This is a genomic window from Rhizobium sp. RAF56 (assembly GCF_052113965.1).
In the GTDB taxonomy this organism is placed as follows: domain Bacteria; phylum Pseudomonadota; class Alphaproteobacteria; order Rhizobiales; family Rhizobiaceae; genus Rhizobium.
In genome coordinates, this window is the sequence record NZ_JBFRDU010000005.1 from 80083 (window position 1) to 98346 (window position 18264).

The following is an 18264-nucleotide window of genomic DNA, read 5'->3' on the forward strand; positions in this document are numbered from 1 at the left end:
GCTCGCATCCCGCTTTACTGCAATCGCGAGAGATTGAGCAAAGGCGAGGACGACAATGGAACTCAGCGAGCGGCTGGACGATGTGCGGGCGCGGATCTCCGCTGCGGAAACCAACGCCGGGCGGTCCCACGGCGCGGTTCAACTCGTCGCGGTCTCCAAGACTTTCGAAGCCGAGGCTATTCGTCCCGCGATTGCCGGTGGACAGCGCGTCTTTGGCGAAAACCGCGTCCAGGAGAGCCAGGGCAAGTGGCCTGACCTCAAGGCCGAAACGCCGGATATCGAGCTGCATCTGATCGGGCCGCTGCAGTCCAACAAGGCTGCGGACGCAGTCGCTCTCTTCGACGTGATAGAGACCGTGGACCGGGAAAAGATCGCGCGCGCCCTTGCCGACGAGACAAAGCGGCAGGGAAAGCTGGTTCGCCTCTATGTTCAGGTCAATACCGGGATGGAGCCGCAAAAGGCGGGGATCGCGCCGGAAGAAACCGAGGCCTTCGTCGAACTCTGCCGCGGTGAACTGGGACTTCAGATCGAAGGGCTCATGTGCATTCCCCCCGCCGAGGAAAATCCCGGACCGCATTTCGCGCTCCTGGCAAGGCTTGCGAAGCAATGCGGCCTTGATCGGCTGTCCATGGGCATGTCCGGCGACTACGAAACGGCAATTGCTTTTGGCGCCACCAGCGTTCGCATCGGTTCCGCGATCTTCGGAGCGCGTTAAAGGCGCTGCTTTCTTCGGGCTTCAGTCCCCGCTCTTCCTTCGCGGCCTTGCAGGCCCTGGGAGAAAAAGATGCTTACCGGTGTGGCTGCGGAAGAATACCGTCGGCCTTGACGAATGCCGCCAGCATTCGCCGAACCTAAAATATGGTGAAGCGTCGTTGAGAGATTTTTAACCATGTACTGCGATTGTCCTTGTCAACGGCAGTCACCTTTGTTTGCGCGTACCGACGCATGATGCCCCGCCGTTTGCCGGTGCAAATCCGGAATGTCCCCCCAACTAAATCCTGAGAACCAAGGGACACCTATCGTGAGCAGCATTAAGACGAACAACGCAGCTATGGCTGCCCTCCAAACCCTGCGCAGCGTCAACTCCGACCTGCAGAAGACGCAGAACGCGGTTTCCTCTGGCTATCGTATTTCCAAGGCTGCCGACAACGCCGCCTATTGGTCGATCGCGACCACCATGCGCTCCGACGACAGCGCCATGTCGGCCGTCTCCGACGCCCTCGGCCTCGGTGCCGCGAAGGTCGATACCGCCTATACCGCGATGGACAACGCCATCGACGTTGTCTCCCAGATCAAATCCAAGCTCGTTGCCGCTACCGAAGACGGCGTCGACAAGAAAAAGGTCCAGGAAGAAATCACGCAGCTGCAGGACCAGCTGCTGAGCGTTGCCCAGTCCGCCTCCTTCTCGGGCCAGAACTGGATGGCTGCATCCGGCGGTGACACGGCTTCGGTCGTCTCGTCCTTCGTTCGCGACGCAAGCGGCGGTGTTTCGGTCAAGCAAACCACCTACACGTTCAACACCAGCTCCTCCGGCAATGTGCTCTTCGGCATGGTCAGTGGCACCACCACCGTCTCGACGACTTCGGGCATTCTCGGGTCGGCCTACGCGTTCAATGGCACGTCGGCTTCCGTCTATAGCCTCAACATCGCGAGCATGACTTCCGGCGATATTGCTGGCGCTTTGAGCATGGTCGAATCCGCTCTCACGGTCATGACCGGCGCCGGTTCCCAGCTCGGCTCGCTATCAAACCGCATCGATCTGCAGACGAGCTTTACTTCGGCTCTGCGCGACTCGATCGAATCCGGCGTGGGCAAGCTTGTCGACGCCGACATGGAAGCCGAATCCAGCCGCCTGTCGGCGTTGCAAACGCAGCAGCAGCTCGCGGTTCAGTCTCTGTCGATCGCCAACTCCTCGTCGCAGAACATCCTCACGTTGTTCCGCAGCTAATCGGCAGACGGTCGATGCGGGCTCGCCCGACCTTTTTCCAACGCATCAAAAAACCCGCCTCGGCGGGTTTTTCATGTCTTATCGGTGCTGGGAAGCGGCGAGCGCAACCTCAGTAGTGGTCGTCGTCATCCTGGGGGGTCGAAGACTTCAGCGACTTCAGCTTGGCGAAGACGGCATCGGCGTCGATTTCCTTCTCTTCCTCGCGCTCGTATCTGAAGCCGAGCTTCTCGGTCTCCTGAGCCGGCTGCAAGGTGGCGCCGAGTTCGGCAGCGGTCGGCAGCGGACGACCCTTGGCCGCCTTTTCAACTTCCATGTCGAGGTCGATCTGGCTGCAGAGGCCGAGCGTTACCGGATCCATTGGGGTCAGGTTGGTCGAGTTCCAATGAGTGCGGTCGCGGATCTGCTCGATCGTCGACTTAGTCGTGCCGACGAGACGCGAGATCTGTGCATCCTTCAGCTCGGGATGGTTGCGCACCAACCAGAGAATGGCGTTCGGACGATCCTGGCGCTTGGAGACCGGTGTGTAACGCGGCCCGCGGCGCTTTGATTCCGGCACGCGAACCTTAGGCTCGGAGAGCTTCAGCTTGTGGGCGGGGTTGGCTTCGGCGCGGGCGATTTCATCGCGCGAAAGCTGTCCGGTGGAGATAGGATCCAGGCCTTTGATGCCCTGCGCGGCTTCGCCATCGGCAATCGCTTTGACTTCCAGCGGGTGCAGCTTGCAGAATTGCGCGATTTGATCGAACGACAATGCGGTGTTGTCGACAAGCCAGATCGCCGTTGCCTTCGGCATAAGCAATTGTTGAGCCATAGATATAGTCCTTCTATCGTTCGCGTCGGCGTCGCGATCCGTGGGTAGCACCACATTGTCCGAGAATATGGCCCTATATAAACGCAGCGCAATACAATTGCAATTCTTACGGACGAAATGACCTTTGTCTAATTGCCGTCGTAACTTGACCTGCTATTGATTGCCGAAAGGGTCGTTCATTCTCCGCTCAAAAGAGCATGATCGGCAGGCATTTTGGCTTGGAGGAGAGCATGTCGGAAAAGATCTATCCGGTTCAGCAACCGGCGAAAACACGCGCCCTGATCGACAAGAAAAAATACCGCGCTTGGTACGAGGAGAGCGTCGGCAATCCGGACAAGTTCTGGGGAGAGCACGGCAAGCGGATCGACTGGTTCAAGCCCTATACCAAGGTCAAAAACACCTCCTTCAAGGGCAAGGTATCGATCAAGTGGTTCGAGGACGGCATCACAAACGTCTCCTACAATTGTATCGACCGTCATCTCGAAAAGCATGGCGACCGCGTCGCGTTGATCTGGGAAGGCGACAACCCCTATATCGATAAGAAGATCACCTATAACGAACTTTACGAACACGTCTGCCGCATGGCGAACGTGCTGAAGAAGTACGGCGTCAAGAAGGGCGACCGCGTCACCATCTACATGCCGATGATACCGGAGGCCGCTTATGCGATGCTCGCCTGCGCCCGCATCGGCGCGGTTCACTCGGTCGTCTTCGGCGGCTTCTCGCCAGATGCGCTCGCAGGCCGGATCGTCGACTGCCAGTCGACGTTTGTCATCACCTGCGATGAGGGTGTTCGCGGTGGCAAGCCGATCCCACTCAAGGAAAACACCGATACCGCCATTGATATCGCGGCCAAGAATTTCGTGATGGTCGAAAAGGTGCTGGTCGTGCGCCGCACCGGCGGCAAGACCGGTTGGGCACCCGGCCGCGACCTGTGGTACCATCAGGAGGCGGCAAGCGTGAAGGCGGAGTGCCCGCCCGTAAAGATGAAGGCGGAGGATCCGCTCTTCATCCTCTATACCTCGGGCTCGACCGGCAAGCCGAAGGGCGTGCTCCACACGACGGGCGGATATCTCGTCTATGCGGCGATGACGCACGAATACACGTTCGACTACCACCCCGGCGATGTCTACTGGTGCACCGCCGATGTCGGCTGGGTCACCGGCCACTCCTATATTGTTTATGGCCCGCTCGCGAACGCTGCGACCTCGCTGATGTTCGAGGGTGTGCCCAATTTCCCGGACCAGGGCCGTTTCTGGGAAGTCATCGACAAGCACAAGGTCAACATCTTCTACACGGCGCCGACTGCGCTCCGTTCGCTGATGGGCGCCGGCGACGCCTACGTGACACGCTCCTCGCGTTCGAGCCTGCGCCTGCTCGGCACGGTCGGCGAACCGATCAATCCGGAAGCCTGGGAATGGTACTACAACGTTGTCGGAGACGGCCGGTGCCCGGTCATCGACACCTGGTGGCAGACCGAGACCGGCGGTCACATGATCACGCCGCTGCCCGGCGCCACCGATCTCAAGCCCGGTTCCGCGACCCTGCCCTTCTTCGGCGTGAAGCCGGAGCTGGTGGACAATGAGGGCAATGTCTTGGAAGGGGCGGCCGATGGCAATCTCTGCATCACCGACAGCTGGCCGGGGCAGATGCGCACGGTCTACGGTGACCACGAGCGGTTCATCCAGACCTATTTCTCCACTTACAAGGGTAAGTACTTCACCGGCGACGGATGCCGACGCGATGCCGACGGCTATTATTGGATCACCGGCCGCGTTGACGACGTGTTAAATGTTTCCGGCCACCGGCTGGGCACTGCCGAAGTCGAATCGGCGTTGGTCTCGCACCATCTGGTCTCGGAGGCCGCGGTCGTGGGCTATCCGCATGCGATCAAGGGTCAGGGCATCTACTGCTATGTGACGCTGATGGCCGGTCACGAGGGGACGGATGCGCTGCGGCAGGAACTGGTCAAGCACGTGCGCACCGAAATCGGACCTATTGCGACGCCGGACAAGATCCAGTTCTCGCCCGGCCTGCCGAAAACCCGCTCCGGCAAAATCATGCGTCGCATTTTGCGCAAGATCGCCGAAGACGATTTCGGTGCGCTTGGCGACACCTCGACGCTAGCGGATCCCGCTGTCGTGGACGACCTCATCGCCAATCGCCAGAACAAGGTCGCTTGATGGTCAAAACGACACCCGTCGGCAAAACGGCGGGTGTCGACGGCGTCAATTCTCGTCCGGACAATGCACGATCGGCTTGCGACCGCCATCGTAGGCCGTCGCGTAGCCGGCCGCGAGCATATACCGAGCAGGATTCCGGCCGTCGCCCAAGGTAACGTCGGCGAGGATACGGCCGAAGTATTTGTCGCCGGAAATGTGCGACAGCTCGATTGCTTCCGTCGTGGCTGTCATTTCCTGTAGCGCCGCCTGCGCCTGTTCGGCCGCGTGACGTGTGGTTTCGCAATGTGCATGAAGTTCCGGCGCATCGATGCCGCGTAGTCGGACATAGACCTCGATCGTCTGCTGCGGCCAAGGGTTGGCATCGACCAGAAGCGTGTCACCGTCGATGACGCGTACAATCCTGGCCGAAACCGGCCCGGCAATCATATCGCCGCTACCCGCATAGGCGGGCATGCAAGATAGGATCGCAATGGCGAGCGTCGGGACGAGTTTGAAACAAATCATGAACAGGAAATAATTCCTGCAATCGATTCCGTCAATAGGAATATTTACCGATAAACACGACGCGGCCGGAGCGGCTAAAAATCGATCGCTCGGCCGTTGATTTCCCAGTCGCCGAAGCGCGCCGGATCAGGACCGCCTCGGCCGCCGATCTCGCGCGGCCGTGGGGTCGCGGCTTCCGCGTTCCGCCGCTCCTCGGCCTCGGCAAGCGCGCGCTTGGCGGCGGGCGAGAGGGGCTTGCGCGGCGGACTGGCGGCGGCCCCGTTCTCTAACGTCTGGCTGTTGTCGTTGTCCGCTGTCTGCATGGCGTTGTAGGTCCCAAAACATTGAAATGGACGGGCGAATAACCAAATCATAGTGCGCGTGGGCGAGAATAAAAAGATGATCCCCGCATATTCGACGGAGAGCTTGATATGAATCTCGTGCGTACTGCCATGCTGCTTGCCTTCATGACGGCTCTGTTCATGGCGGTTGGCTATTTGATCGGCGGCCAGAGCGGCATGATGATCGCGCTCGTCTTCGCCGCCGGTATGAATTTCTTTTCCTATTGGAATTCAGACAAGATGGTGCTGTCGACCTATAGCGCACAGGAGGTCGATGAGCGCAGCGCGCCGGAGTACTATCGCATCATCCGCGATTTATCCCATAATGCCGGCCTGCCGATGCCCAAGGTTTATCTTTACGACAACCCGCAGCCGAATGCCTTTGCCACCGGACGCAATCCGGAAAACGCCGCCGTTGCCGCCTCGACAGGCCTTTTGAATGCGCTGACGCCGCAGGAAGTCGCGGGCGTCATGGCGCACGAACTGGCGCATGTGCAGCATCGCGATACGCTGACCATGACGATCACAGCGACGCTTGCCGGCGCGATCTCGATGCTCGGCAATTTCGCCTTCTTCTTCGGCCGCCGTGACAATAACAATCCGCTCGGCGGTATCGGCGCTTTAGTCGCGATGATCGTGGCGCCGCTTGCGGCCATGCTGGTGCAAATGGCGATCAGCCGTACGCGCGAATACTCCGCCGACCGGCGCGGCGCCGAAATCTGTGGCAATCCGCTCTGGCTCGCTTCCGCCCTCGGCAAGATCGCCCGCGGCGCCCAGATCATTCACAACGAGGATGCCGAGCGTCATCCGGCGACGGCGCACATGTTCATCATCAATCCGCTCTCCGGCGAGCGCATGGATAATCTGTTTTCGACGCATCCGAACACGGAAAACCGTATTGCCGCGCTGCAGGACATGGCACGTGGCATGGGCGGCGACGGTTCTTTTTCGGCATCCGGGTCGACCGGGCCGGTCAGGGCTGCTAATCCGGTGCGCAAATCGCGCTCTGTTCCGGATGCGGGCTCGGGTCGCGGTGGTTCGCAACCGCCGAAAGGACCATGGTCTTGAGCGCAGACAGCACAAAAGCCGCCAACAGCAGCAAGAAATTCCAGGGTAAGGCAAAGACGGCCGAGAGTTCGGCCGCTCCCTTCAAACCTGGCCTTGCCGCGCGTCTGGCTGCTGCAAAGATTCTCGGCGCCGTCATCGACCGCAAGACGCCGCTCGACGGCATGCTGGACGCAGAGGGCGGCAATCCGGCGTATCGGGCGCTCAGCGAGAGCGATCGGGCGCTGGTTCGCGCTATCCTGAATTCGGCGTTGCGGCATCTGCCGCGCATCGAAGCGGCGATCGGCTCGCTGCTTGAAACGCCGCTGCCGGAAGGGGCGCGCGCGCTCCACCATGTACTGGTCGTGGGGGCGGCACAGATTCTCTATCTCTCAGTGCCGAACCATTCCGCGGTGGATCTCGCGGTCGAACAGGCCAATCAGGATCCGCGCAATCGTCGCTTTGCCAAGCTCGTCAACGCCCTGCTGCGGCGGATCGGTCGCGAGAAGGAGGAAATCCTCGCGCGTGTCGCGGCAGTGCCCGCCATTCCGGCCTGGTTTCTCGAACGGCTGGAGCGCGCCTACGGCGTTGAAACAGCGCTCAAGATCGCCGAGGCGCAGCTCGAGCCCGCGGCAGTCGATCTGACGGTCAAAGGCGATGCGGAGGGGTGGGCGAAGCGGCTGAACGGCGCGGTGCTTCCGACGGGCGGCGTGCGGCTTGCCGCCTTCGACGGCACCATTCCGTCGCTTGAAGGATTTGCCGAAGGCGCGTGGTGGGTGCAGGACGCGGCCGCAAGCATTCCGGCCAGGCTTTTCGGCGCGCTTGCTGGAAAACGGGTCGTCGATCTCTGCGCCGCGCCCGGCGGCAAGACTGCGCAACTCGTCCTTGCAGGGGCCGAGGTCACCGCGCTCGAGCAATCGCCCAATCGCCTTAAGCGCCTTTCCGCCAACCTTGGCCGCCTCGGGTTCGAAGCCGACACGGTTCTGTCTGATATGGCCAAGTACGAGCCAGCCGAGCTCTTTGACGCCGCTCTTCTCGACGCGCCCTGTTCTTCGACCGGAACGACACGGCGCCATCCGGACGTTCTCTGGAGCAAGGGGCCAGAAGACATTGCCAAGCTTGCGGGCGTGCAAGAGCGCATGTTGCGCCAGGCGCTCAAGATGGTGAAGCCCGGCGGCATCGTCGTCTTTTCCAACTGCTCGCTCGATCCGCAGGAGGGCGAGGAGGTGGTTGCCCGTGTGCTCGCCGACACGCCGGACATCGAGCGCGTGGCCGTGCCGGCGGCCGAGTGGCCGGGCCTTGAAGAGGCAATCACGCCGGCGGGTGAATTCCGCACCCTTCCGACGATGCTGCGTATGGGCGAAGGTTTCGCTTCCGGTCTCGACGGCTTCTATGCCGCGATCCTGCGCCGCCTGCCTTAAGAGGTATAGGGACGCATGTCCTGTCTTGGAACGATCATTTCGGCTGAATTGACGCTCCGGTAACCGCCTCTTAACCATGGTGGTTGAGAATGCATATATTCGAAAGTATCCCATAGGCGGTTGTTCATTTGTACGTCCGGGAAGCATGGCGGCGGATGTCGCGTCGCGCGGCGCTGGCGCGCTTGCGCCTTACCCGCCACGCGGTGCGCGTGCCGGAGCGCCTCATTGTCGCGCCCACCGATCTGCGCAGCATCGATCCGTTCGTCGCCGAAGAGATCCTGCGCGGCCGTATTCCCTTGGCTGGCCGCACGCTGGAAATCGGCGACAAGTCCCCCTTCTCGCTCGAATTGCCGTCGCAGGGGTTCGCGGCCCGCCTTCACAGCTTCGGCTGGTTGCGGCACATGCGGGCCGATAAGAACGATCACAGCTGTGCGGTCGCGCGTTCAATCGTCAATGATTGGATAAGCGTACACGGTCGCCGCATCGAAGGGGTCGCCTGGCGGGTCGACACGGCAGCGCAACGCCTGATCGCGTGGCTCTCGCATTCGCCGGTAGTCCTTCAGGGGACAGATGGCGGTTTCTATCGGCGCTTCATGAAGTCGCTGATCTTCCACATCCGCTTTCTGCGTCGCGTCGCTGCGACGGCGCCGGATGGTGAAGTGCGCTTTCGCGTCCGCATCGCGCTCGCCATGGCCTCGGTCGCTGTCCCCGCGCGCTCCTCGACGCTACGCGCCGCCGGCCAGGCGCTGGACCGCGAAATCGACCGGCAGATACTACCTGATGGCGGGCACATCTCGCGCAATCCCCGCGCAGCGCTCGATCTTCTCCTGGATCTCCTGCCGCTCCGGCAGACCTACGTCAATCTCGGCCACGACGTGCCGGCGCGCCTTATTCCCGGCATCGACCGGATGTACCCGGCGTTGCGCTTCTTCCGCCACCAGGATGGCGATCTGGCGCTGTTCAATGGCGCGACCTCGACGCTTGCGACCGAACTGATGGCGGTACTGCGTTACGACGAAACTGGGGGACAGCCCTTCAAGGCGCTGCCGCATGCACGATATCAGCGACTTGCGGCTGGCCAGGCGGTGATCATCGTCGATACCGGCACGCCGGCCTCCGTCGATCTGTCGCGGCGGGCGCACGCGGGTTGCCTTTCCTTCGAAATGTCGGCCGGCAAGCACCGCTTTATCATCAACTCGGGTTCGCCGAAGTTCGCCGGCAATCGCTACGTGCAGATGGCGCGGGCGACGGCGGCGCACTCGACGGTCACGCTCAACGACACATCGTCGAGCTCGTTCTCGCGCTCGGATTTTCTCGGACCCGTCATCATCAGCGGCGCGCGCAACGTCACCGTCGAACGATCGGAGCGCGAGGATGGCCGCGATGTCGTGCTTGCCTCGCACGATGGCTATCTTGCCTCCTTCGGCCTGCTTCATGAACGGGAGCTGACGCTGAACGCGAGCGGCACGATCCTGACCGGCCGGGACCGCTTCCTTGCCCCGGAAGGACGCAGCCCCGCGAAGGGCGAGCATCGGGCCTCGGCGCGCTTTCATGTCCATCCTTCCATCGTGTTGATTCAGAACGAAACCGACTCCGTGGTCATGACCGGGCCGGATGGGGAGACCTGGATGTTTACATCTCCGGGCAACGAGGTGCGGATCAGCGAGGACGTGTTCTTTGCCGATGCCTCCGGCATCCGAGCCTCGGAGCAGATCGAGGTGGCGTTCTCCATTGCGGAAAAGCCGGAGATCCGCTGGTTCCTGTCGAAACGGCGCTAAGAAATCCCAGCCGATTGCCTCGTTGAGGTTTCCTCCCGGGCGAAGCTATGCTAACGCGCCCTCAGGCCCGTAGCCAATAAATACCGTTGTGTTTTCGCCAGTGCATCCGAAGGGGATCGCCGGCGCAATCTCATGTTTTTCCCGCGCGCTGAACCCGGAGAAATCCCATGGCCGTCGTTTCCAAGAAAATTCCCGCACCCGACAAGGTGAAGGTCCGCACCGCTCTTCTCTCCGTCTCCGACAAGACGGGCATCGTCGAGCTGGCACGGGCGCTGAGCAAACAGGGCGTGCGCCTGCTGTCCACCGGTGGCACCCACAAAGCGATAGCCGCCGCCGGCCTTGCCGTCACCGACGTTTCCGCCGTCACCGGCTTTCCGGAGATCATGGACGGCCGCGTCAAGACGCTGCACCCGAAGGTGCACGGCGGGCTGCTCGCGATCCGCGATGATGCCGAGCACCAGGCGGCGATGAAGGAGCATGGCATCGAGGGCATCGACCTCGTCGTCATCAACCTCTACCCATTCGAGGATGTCCGCGCCGCGAACGGCGACTATCCGACGACGGTCGAGAACATCGACATTGGCGGCCCGGCCATGATCCGCGCCTCGGCCAAGAATCATGCCTATGTGACGATCCTCACCGATCCCGCCGACTACCCGGCGCTGCTCGAGCAGCTATCGGCCGAGACGGGCCAGACGGCTTATGCTTTCCGCCAGCGCATGGCAGCCAAGGCGTTTGCCCGAACGGCGGCCTACGACGCCATGATTTCCAACTGGTTCGCCGATGCGCTCGACATCGTCACCCCGCGCCACCGCGTCATCGGCGGCGTTTTGAAGGAAGAAATGCGCTACGGCGAAAACCCGCATCAGAAGGCAGCCTTCTATGTGACCGGTGAAAATCGCCCAGGCGTATCGACGGCGAGCCTGCTGCAAGGCAAGCAGCTCTCCTACAACAATATCAACGACACCGACGCAGCCTACGAGCTGGTTGCGGAATTCCGTCCCGAAAACGGGCCGGCCTGCGCGATCATCAAGCACGCCAACCCCTGCGGCGTCGCCACCGGCCCGAGCCTCGTCGAGGCCTACAAGCGAGCGCTCGCCTGCGACAGCACCTCGGCCTTCGGCGGCATCATCGCGCTGAACAGCCTGCTCGATGCGGAAACAGCAACCGAAATCGTCAAGCTCTTCACCGAGGTGATCATCGCGCCGGCCGTCAGCGACGAGGCCAAGGCGATCATCGCCGCCAAGCCCAACCTTCGCCTGCTTTCGGTCGGTGCACTGCCGGATCCACGCGCCGGCGGGCTTACGGCAAAGACAGTTTCAGGCGGGCTCCTGGTCCAGAGCCGCGACAATGCGCTCGTCGAGGATCTCGACTTGAAGGTTGTGACGAAGCGCGCGCCGACGGCGCAGGAGCTGGAAGACATGAAGTTCGCCTTCCGCGTCGCCAAGCACGTGAAGTCCAACGCCGTGGTCTACGCCAAGAACGGTCAAACCGCCGGCATCGGCGCCGGCCAGATGAGCCGCGTCGATTCCGCCCGCATCGCGGCGATCAAGGCAGAGGATGCCGCCAAGGCCATGGGGCTTGCCGAAGCGCTGACGCGCGGCTCGGCTGTCGCTTCCGAAGCTTTCCTGCCGTTTGCGGACGGATTGCTTTCGGCGATCGCTGCCGGCGCGACGGCAGTCATTCAGCCCGGCGGTTCCATGCGCGACCAGGAGGTGATCGCGGCCGCCGACGAGCACAACGTCGCCATGGTCTTCACCGGGGTCCGGCATTTCCGTCACTGACGGATATCCGCATACTTCAGAAGTATATCTCGGCCCGGCTTCCGCCTGGCCGAGCTTTTTTATTGGGCTTGGCGATCGGCCGGATAGGGCGTCGGTATGAGCAGGATGAGGCCGCCGGCGAGGAACAGGATCAGCGTCGCCATGCCGAGCCGCGCGGAACCGCTGCCATAGGTCATTGCCGAGAATAACAGCGTGCCCATGAAGCTCGTGGCGCGGCCGGAAAGCGCATAGATGCCGAAATAGCGACCGGCCTCGGAGACGTCGACGCTACGCGCCAGATAGGAGCGCGACGAGGCCTGAACCGGCCCGAAGGCGAGGCCGATCAGCAGGCCATAGAGGACATAGGCTCTTTCCGCCGCCGTGCCGAAAAGTCCGTTGCTGTCGGCGGTGGAGAGCGGCACCAGGCCGAAAAGCGTGAATCCCGGTCCGGTTGAGATGATGCCGACGGTGGCGACGAGCAGCAGGATGAGGCTGATGACGATCATCGTTTTCGAGCCGAGCCGGCGGTCGAGACGGCCAGCAATCAGGCAGCCGAAGATCGCCACGACATTGAGGATGATGCCGTATATGCCGATCTCGATGGTGGCCCAGCCGAACATGCCGGCGGCGAATGTGCCGCCGAGGATTAGGAGCGCATTGACGCCGTCCTGGTAAACCATGCGGGCAAAGAGAAAGCGCGCGATGCCGCGCCTTGCCTTCAGTTCGGAAAGCGTGGCGCCGAGCTCGCGCAGGCCTTCGCGGACGGCGGCGCGGAAGGGGATGCCGCGTGCGGCATCCGGCGTGAAGAAGAACATCGGCAGGATGAAAATGAAGTACCAAACCGCTGAGATCGGGCCGGTAATGCGGGCGTCCTCGCCGCTTGCGGCATCCAGGCCGAAGAGCGGCTGAAGGCCGAGAATGGTCTTGCCTGTATCGGGTTTGCCGGCGAGCAGCGCCACCACCGCGATGAGTACGATCATGCCGCCGAGATAGCCAAGCCCCCAGGCCGTATTCGAGAGGCGGCCGACCTCATCCTTGCTCACGAGCCGCGGCATCATCGAATCGTTGAAGACAATCGAAAACTCGGCCGAGACGGAAGCGAAAATCATCAAGACCACCGGCCAGATAATCGGCGAACCGGGGCTGGCGTACCAGAGGCCGAAGAGGCAGGTAATCTTGATAACGGCGAAGAAGCCGATCCAGGGTTTGCGCGCCCCGGACTGGTCGGCGATGGAGCCGAGCACTGGAGACAGAAGCGCTATAATGATGGACGAGATCGTCGCCGTGTTGCTCCATGCGGCTTGCGCGGCCACCGGATCGCTCGTCAGTCGTGAAACGAAATAGGGCCCGAAGATGAAGGTGGTGACGACCGTGAAGAACGGCTGCGCCGCCCAGTCGAAAAGCATCCACCCCCAGATGCCGCGCGCCGGCACCTTAGCCGGCGTGTCTTCATTCGAATATGCGATTTCCAAGCCCTGCTCCCGACACTCCGCCGGCGCATGACCGCTCTACCGATGTCACTCGGGAAAACCTCTGCGCACGCTCCTTGGCATAAAAAATTTGCAACGTCCGCACAACGCGCGGACGTTGCAAAAGACTGCGCGACTGTCTCACCCCGCCCGGTCGCGCGCAAGGTCGGTGAGCAGTCCGGCCGCCACTGTCATGCGCGCAAGGTTCGGATCGCCGCCCTCGCTGAGACCCGAAAGCTCCTCGGCGATACGATTGATCCGATTGCGGTCGCAGGCATGCCAAGCCTGGACCGGCTGCTTTTCCTTCGGGTGATCGCTAAGCGCGGAAATGACAATATCGCGGCGGGCGCCGGCGATCTGGTCGAGACTGCGCGCCAGCGCCAGGCTTTCGTAGTGATCGGCCGTGACGATGCGATTGCCGGAGGCAAGCAACCGGCTGATGCGGAAAGTCTGCGATACCGCGAAGTAGCTTTCCGCCGCACGCGCCAGCGCGTCGCCGGTGCGCTCGGCGATCTGCATGATCTCCGGCACGAGCATGAGTGCCGCAAGGCTGGCGACCTCACCGGCAAATTTTTCCGGCAGGCCTGCGGCGACGTACTCGGCCTGCCGCGCTGCGATCTCCGCGGCAAAATCGGCCGGCAGGTTGGCTAAAAACACCGGCCGCAGCTTCTTCGTGGCGCTCTGAAGCCGGCTAATGGTTTCCGCCATTTCACCCTTGACCATGCCCGTCTTTACCAGGAAGCGTGCAAGCACGACGTAGATATGGCCGATCTCGCCATAGATCCGGTTCTGCATCTGGCCGCCGACGCGCCCATCGAGAGCGTCGGTCTCGGTCCATAACCGTTCGAGGTCGAAGCCGTCCCGCGCGAGAACCGCGGCCTTGACGACGTCGGGAGCAGACGCACCCGTCGCATCCATCATACTGACGGCGAAGCCCGGGCCGCCGCGGTTGATCGCCTCGTTGGCGAGCGCCGTAGCGATGATTTCGCGGCGCAGGCGGTGGTTGGCGATGTCGGATGCGTGGCCGCGCTGCATCTTGACGGGGAAATAGCCGTCAAGCGTTGCGGTGAAATACGGATCGTCCGGCAAACCGCTCGCCACCAGTGCGTCGAAGAGAACAATCTTGGCGTAGGAAAGCAGCACGCCGATCTCCGCGCGCGTCAGCGGCTTGCCGTTGGCATAACGCTCGGCGAAGGTCTGCTCGTCGGGCAGCGTCTCGACTTTGCGGTTCAGTTGCTTGGCAGCTTCCAGCACGTTCATGAAGCGGGAAAGCTCCAGCCCGTTGCCAACGCCGCGACGCTCGGTCAACGAAATCGCCAGGGATTGCAAATAGTTGTTTCGGAGCACGAGTCCGCCCACCTCCTCGGTCATCGAAGATAGCAGTTGGTCCCGTTTGCCGCGGGTGAGCCGCCCGTCGTGCATGGCCGAGGCCAAGGCGATCTTGATGTTCACCTCAACGTCGGACGTGTTGACGCCGGCGGAGTTGTCGATGGCGTCGGAATTGCAGCGGCCGCCCTTCAATCCGTAGGCGATGCGTCCCTTCTGAGTAACGCCGAGATTGGCGCCCTCGCCGATGACGCGGGCGCGCACGTCCTCGGCCGTGACGCGGATTGGGTCGTTGGTGCGGTCGCCGACTTCCGTGTCGGTCTCGGCCGGCGCCTTGACGTAGGTGCCTATGCCACCGAACCAGAGGAGATCAACCGGTGCCTTGAGGATCGCCGTCATGATCTCGAACGGCGTCGCCACCGTCTTTTCGAAGCCAATGGCGGCCGCTGCCTGCGGCGTCAGCGTTACGGATTTAGCCGACCGCGAGATGATCATGCCGCCCTTCGACAGCAGGCTCTTGTCGAAATCCTGCCAGCTGGAGCGGGCCAGGTTGAACAGCCGCTGCCGTTCGGCAAGCGTCTTTGCCATGTCCGGATCGGGATCGATGAAGATATCGCGATGGTCGAAGGCAGCGATCAGGCGAATTTTCGGCGAGAGCACCATGCCGTTGCCGAAGACGTCGCCGGACATGTCGCCAACGCCGACGACGCTGAACGGCGTCGTCTGGATGTCGATGTCCAGTTCGCGGAAGTGTCGCTTGACGGTTTCCCACGCGCCACGGGCGGTGATGCCCATCTTCTTGTGGTCGTAGCCAGCCGATCCGCCTGACGCGAAGGCGTCGTCCAGCCAGAAGCCGGCTTCCTGCGCCAGCGCATTCGCAGTGTCGGAGAAGGTTGCGGTGCCTTTGTCCGCCGCGACGACGAAATAGGGGTCGTCGCCGTCGAGACGCACGGTGTCGGGCGGCGCCACGACCTCGCTGCCGGCAATATTGTCGGTGATCGACAGCAGCGTGCGGATATAGGTCTTGTAGGCTTCGCGGCCGGCGTTGAAGATTTCATCGCGGCTTCCGCCGACCGGCAGCTTCTTCGGATAGAAGCCGCCCTTGGCGCCGACCGGCACGATCACGGCGTTCTTGACCTGCTGTGCCTTGACGAGGCCGAGCACTTCCGTGCGGTAGTCCTCTGCGCGATCCGACCAGCGCAGGCCGCCGCGCGCCACCTTGCCGAAGCGCAGGTGCACGCCTTCCACCTCCACGCCGTAGACAAAGATCTCGCGGAAAGGACGGGGCTCGGGCAGCCCGTCCAAAAGCTTGGGATCAAGCTTGAAGGCAAGCATTGCCTTTGAGGTGCCATCGGGATTCTTCTGGAAGTAGTTGGTGCGCAGCGTCGAATCCACCGCGTTGACGTAGCGCCGCAGAATACGGTCGTCGTCGAGGCTAGGGACGTCGGCCAGCGCCGTTTCGATCGACTGATGTTGCTCGGTGAGCTTCTTGATGCGCTGCTTTTCGCCAAGCTTCGGATCAAGCGTGTCGTGAAACAGCCGGAAGATCGCGGCGGCAATAGCTGGATACTTATCGAGCGTGGCGGCGATATAATTCTGCGAATAGGGAATGCCGGCCTGCTGAAGATAGCGGGCATAGGCACGCATGACGTTGACTTCGCGACCGGAGAGGTTTGCCGAGACGATCAGGCGGTTGAAGCTGTCATTGTCGATCGTGCCGTCGAAAGCAGCGAGGAAGGCATCTTCCAGCGGCTGGCCGTGGCGGGCAAGATCGATCGCGACCCCGCTGCGCGCCTCCAGCTCCATGTCATGAAGGACGACATGCTCGGTCTCGCCATTCTTGCCCGCGAAATAGATGTCGAAAGTCCGTTCGCTCAGCACGTTGAAGCCGAGATTTTCGAGAAGCGGCACGCGGCGGGAGAGTGCCAGGTTGCCGCGCCGGTAAAATACCTTGAGCGAAAGAATATCGCCCTCCGGGCTTTTGCGCAGGTAGAAGGCAATGCGGATCGGTCCCTCCTTGGCGGCGGCGATCATATCCGGCAAATCAGCGACGGCTTCTTCGGGCGTAAACGCCTCCTGGAAAGCGTGGCTGACGGAAATTTGCGGCGCTTTCGGCCCTGCGAGCAGAAGGAAGCGGTCGTCCCAGCGCGCGGTGATTTCCCGGATTGCATCTTCCAGCTTCGCTTGAGGAATGCGCGGGGTCTTGCCGGTCGAGCGACCGATGATGAAATGAACGCGGGCCACGCCGCCTTCCGGGAATGCCGGATAGTAGGCGGACACGCGCCCGTCGTAGATGGTCTTCAGGTAGTCGGCGATCTTTTCGCGGACGACGGAATCGTACTCCTCGCGCGGTACATAAACGAGGACCGAGACGAAACGGTCGAAGTGGTCGATGCGCGGCAGGACCCGCACGCGTGGCCGGTCGGACAAGTCGTTGATCTGTTCGCAGAAGCTTGCCAGCAGCGACGCATCGATCTGGAAGAGGTCGTCGCGGGGGTAGGATTCAAGGGTGTTCTGCAGCATCCGTCCCGAGTGGCTGGTGGGGTCGTAGCCGAGCTGGTCGGTGACCTTCTGCACCTTGGCACGGAGCAGCGGAATGTCGGATGCGGCGGCAGTGTAGGCCGTCGAGGTGAAGAGCCCGACGATGCGCAGTTCGCCGGTGACGTTGCCGTCGGCGTCGAAGCGCTTGACGCCGATGTAATCCATGTAAGCGCGGCGATGCACGACCGATTTGACGTTCGCCTTGGTGACAATCAGGAAATCCGGTCCATCGAGGAAGGCGAGAATTTCAGGCGTGGTCGTCACCGCATCTCGGCCCTGACGTAGCACCCGGACGTCGGGATCCGAGAGAATGCCAAGTCCAGCGCCGCGGTCGCGCTCCACCTTGGCGCCGGCGCCGCGGCCGGAATAGACGTATTCGCGCATGCCGAGGAAGGTGAAGTGGTTGTCGCGCAGCCAGGTGAGGAAAGCGATCGCCTCGTCTCGGTCGGCCTTGCGGCGACCGGCATCATGGGTGGTCAGCTCCTTGATGACCGCATCGACCTTGGCAAGCATCGGCTTCCAGCCGGAGACCGTTTGATGCGTCTGTTCCAGCAGCGTGGCTATCCGCTTTCTGAGATCGTCAGCCTGCGCGGCGCTGAGCGGCGCGAGATGCAGCTGGATGTAGCTGACACGGTGGGCTGGATCGCTCGGATGATCGGCGGAATAGAGCGTCGGCTCCTGCCCTTCCTCGATGACAAGGATCGGATGCACGGCCATATAGAGATCGCGGTAAGTGCTCGTCACCTCGCCCATCGCCGATTCGTATAGGAAGGGCATGTTGTGATCGATGATCGACAGCACGGAAAGCGGCGTTCCGTCGAGTTCGATGCCCGCGATGGTCTCAAGGCTGACAAGCGGTGCCGTACCATTCCAGGCTGCGAGCTGCCGCGCCGCATGGATTGCGGATAAAGCCAGCATTTCTGGTGTGTAGCGCTCCAGGTCATCGTTGCTGGCACGGCTGAACAGGATCTCGGGATCGAGAAAAGCGTCGCCGGCTGCAAGTTTGCGTGCCGCCTCGATCTGCTTTTCCCTCTTTGGATTTGTCTTCGCCATGTAATCCTCCCGGAATATCAAAAAATGGGCTCAAATGAGCGGAAATTTTGCGGAATTGGCCAAAAACGATGCGAATCCCGCCGCGTTCGGTTCACAAACAGATATT

The 18264-nt window shown here is 62.0% G+C and carries 12 protein-coding genes; 7 read left to right on the top strand and 5 right to left on the bottom strand.

Going from position 1 to position 18264, the window contains the following annotated elements:
* Positions 1-55: 55 nt before the first annotated feature.
* Both AB4048_RS05800 and AB4048_RS05805 read left to right on the top strand, forming a co-directional pair.
* On the top strand, positions 56-715 hold the full coding sequence (locus AB4048_RS05800; protein WP_442200970.1) for a YggS family pyridoxal phosphate-dependent enzyme: 660 nt from the start codon (positions 56-58) through the stop codon (positions 713-715).
* A gap of 306 nt (positions 716-1021) precedes the next feature.
* Positions 1022-1948, top strand: coding sequence for a flagellin N-terminal helical domain-containing protein (locus AB4048_RS05805; RefSeq protein WP_442200971.1), 927 nt, complete (start codon positions 1022-1024; stop codon positions 1946-1948).
* Positions 1949-2057: 109 nt separating this feature from the next.
* Here AB4048_RS05805 and AB4048_RS05810 read toward each other — a convergent pair whose 3' ends face one another.
* Positions 2058-2756, bottom strand: coding sequence for a DUF1013 domain-containing protein (locus AB4048_RS05810; protein ID WP_442200972.1), 699 nt, complete (start codon positions 2754-2756; stop codon positions 2058-2060).
* A gap of 230 nt (positions 2757-2986) precedes the next feature.
* Here AB4048_RS05810 and acs point away from each other — a divergent pair, with 230 nt between their 5' ends.
* Complete coding sequence (gene acs / locus AB4048_RS05815; RefSeq protein ID WP_442200973.1) at positions 2987-4939, top strand: acetate--CoA ligase; 1953 nt, start codon at positions 2987-2989, stop codon at positions 4937-4939.
* Positions 4940-4984: 45 nt separating this feature from the next.
* On the opposite strand, the gene AB4048_RS05820 is transcribed toward acs, so the two are convergent.
* Entirely contained in the window at positions 4985-5443 is a 459-nt protein-coding gene (locus AB4048_RS05820; RefSeq protein ID WP_442200974.1) for a thermonuclease family protein, read from the bottom strand.
* Positions 5444-5517: 74 nt separating this feature from the next.
* Positions 5518-5745, bottom strand: coding sequence for a DUF1674 domain-containing protein (locus AB4048_RS05825; protein ID WP_442200975.1), 228 nt, complete (start codon positions 5743-5745; stop codon positions 5518-5520).
* 108 nt (positions 5746-5853) lie between these two features.
* Here AB4048_RS05825 and htpX point away from each other — a divergent pair, with 108 nt between their 5' ends.
* The 4 genes from htpX to purH all read left to right on the top strand — a co-directional run bounded on the left by htpX (position 5854) and on the right by purH (position 11790).
* Positions 5854-6831 carry a zinc metalloprotease HtpX gene (gene htpX, locus AB4048_RS05830; protein WP_442200976.1) on the top strand — a complete coding sequence of 326 codons (978 nt, stop codon included), beginning with the start codon at positions 5854-5856 and terminating at the stop codon, positions 6829-6831.
* Entirely contained in the window at positions 6822-8228 is a 1407-nt protein-coding gene (locus AB4048_RS05835) for an RsmB/NOP family class I SAM-dependent RNA methyltransferase (RefSeq protein WP_442200977.1), read from the top strand. Before htpX ends, AB4048_RS05835 begins: the two co-directional genes overlap by 10 nt.
* A 155-nt stretch (positions 8229-8383) precedes the next feature.
* A complete protein-coding gene (locus AB4048_RS05840; protein WP_442200978.1) occupies positions 8384-10006 on the top strand; it encodes a heparinase II/III family protein in 1623 nt (540 codons plus the stop codon).
* 167 nt (positions 10007-10173) lie between these two features.
* A complete protein-coding gene (purH, locus tag AB4048_RS05845) occupies positions 10174-11790 on the top strand; it encodes a bifunctional phosphoribosylaminoimidazolecarboxamide formyltransferase/IMP cyclohydrolase (protein WP_442200979.1) in 1617 nt (538 codons plus the stop codon).
* Positions 11791-11849: 59 nt separating this feature from the next.
* Here the strand turns inward: purH and AB4048_RS05850 are convergent, their stop codons facing one another.
* Positions 11850-13241 carry an MFS transporter gene (locus AB4048_RS05850; RefSeq protein WP_442200980.1) on the bottom strand — a complete coding sequence of 464 codons (1392 nt, stop codon included), beginning with the start codon at positions 13239-13241 and terminating at the stop codon, positions 11850-11852.
* A 138-nt stretch (positions 13242-13379) separates the two neighbouring features.
* Positions 13380-18158, bottom strand: coding sequence for an NAD-glutamate dehydrogenase (locus AB4048_RS05855; protein ID WP_442200981.1), 4779 nt, complete (start codon positions 18156-18158; stop codon positions 13380-13382).
* Between the last annotated feature and the right edge of the window lie 106 nt (positions 18159-18264).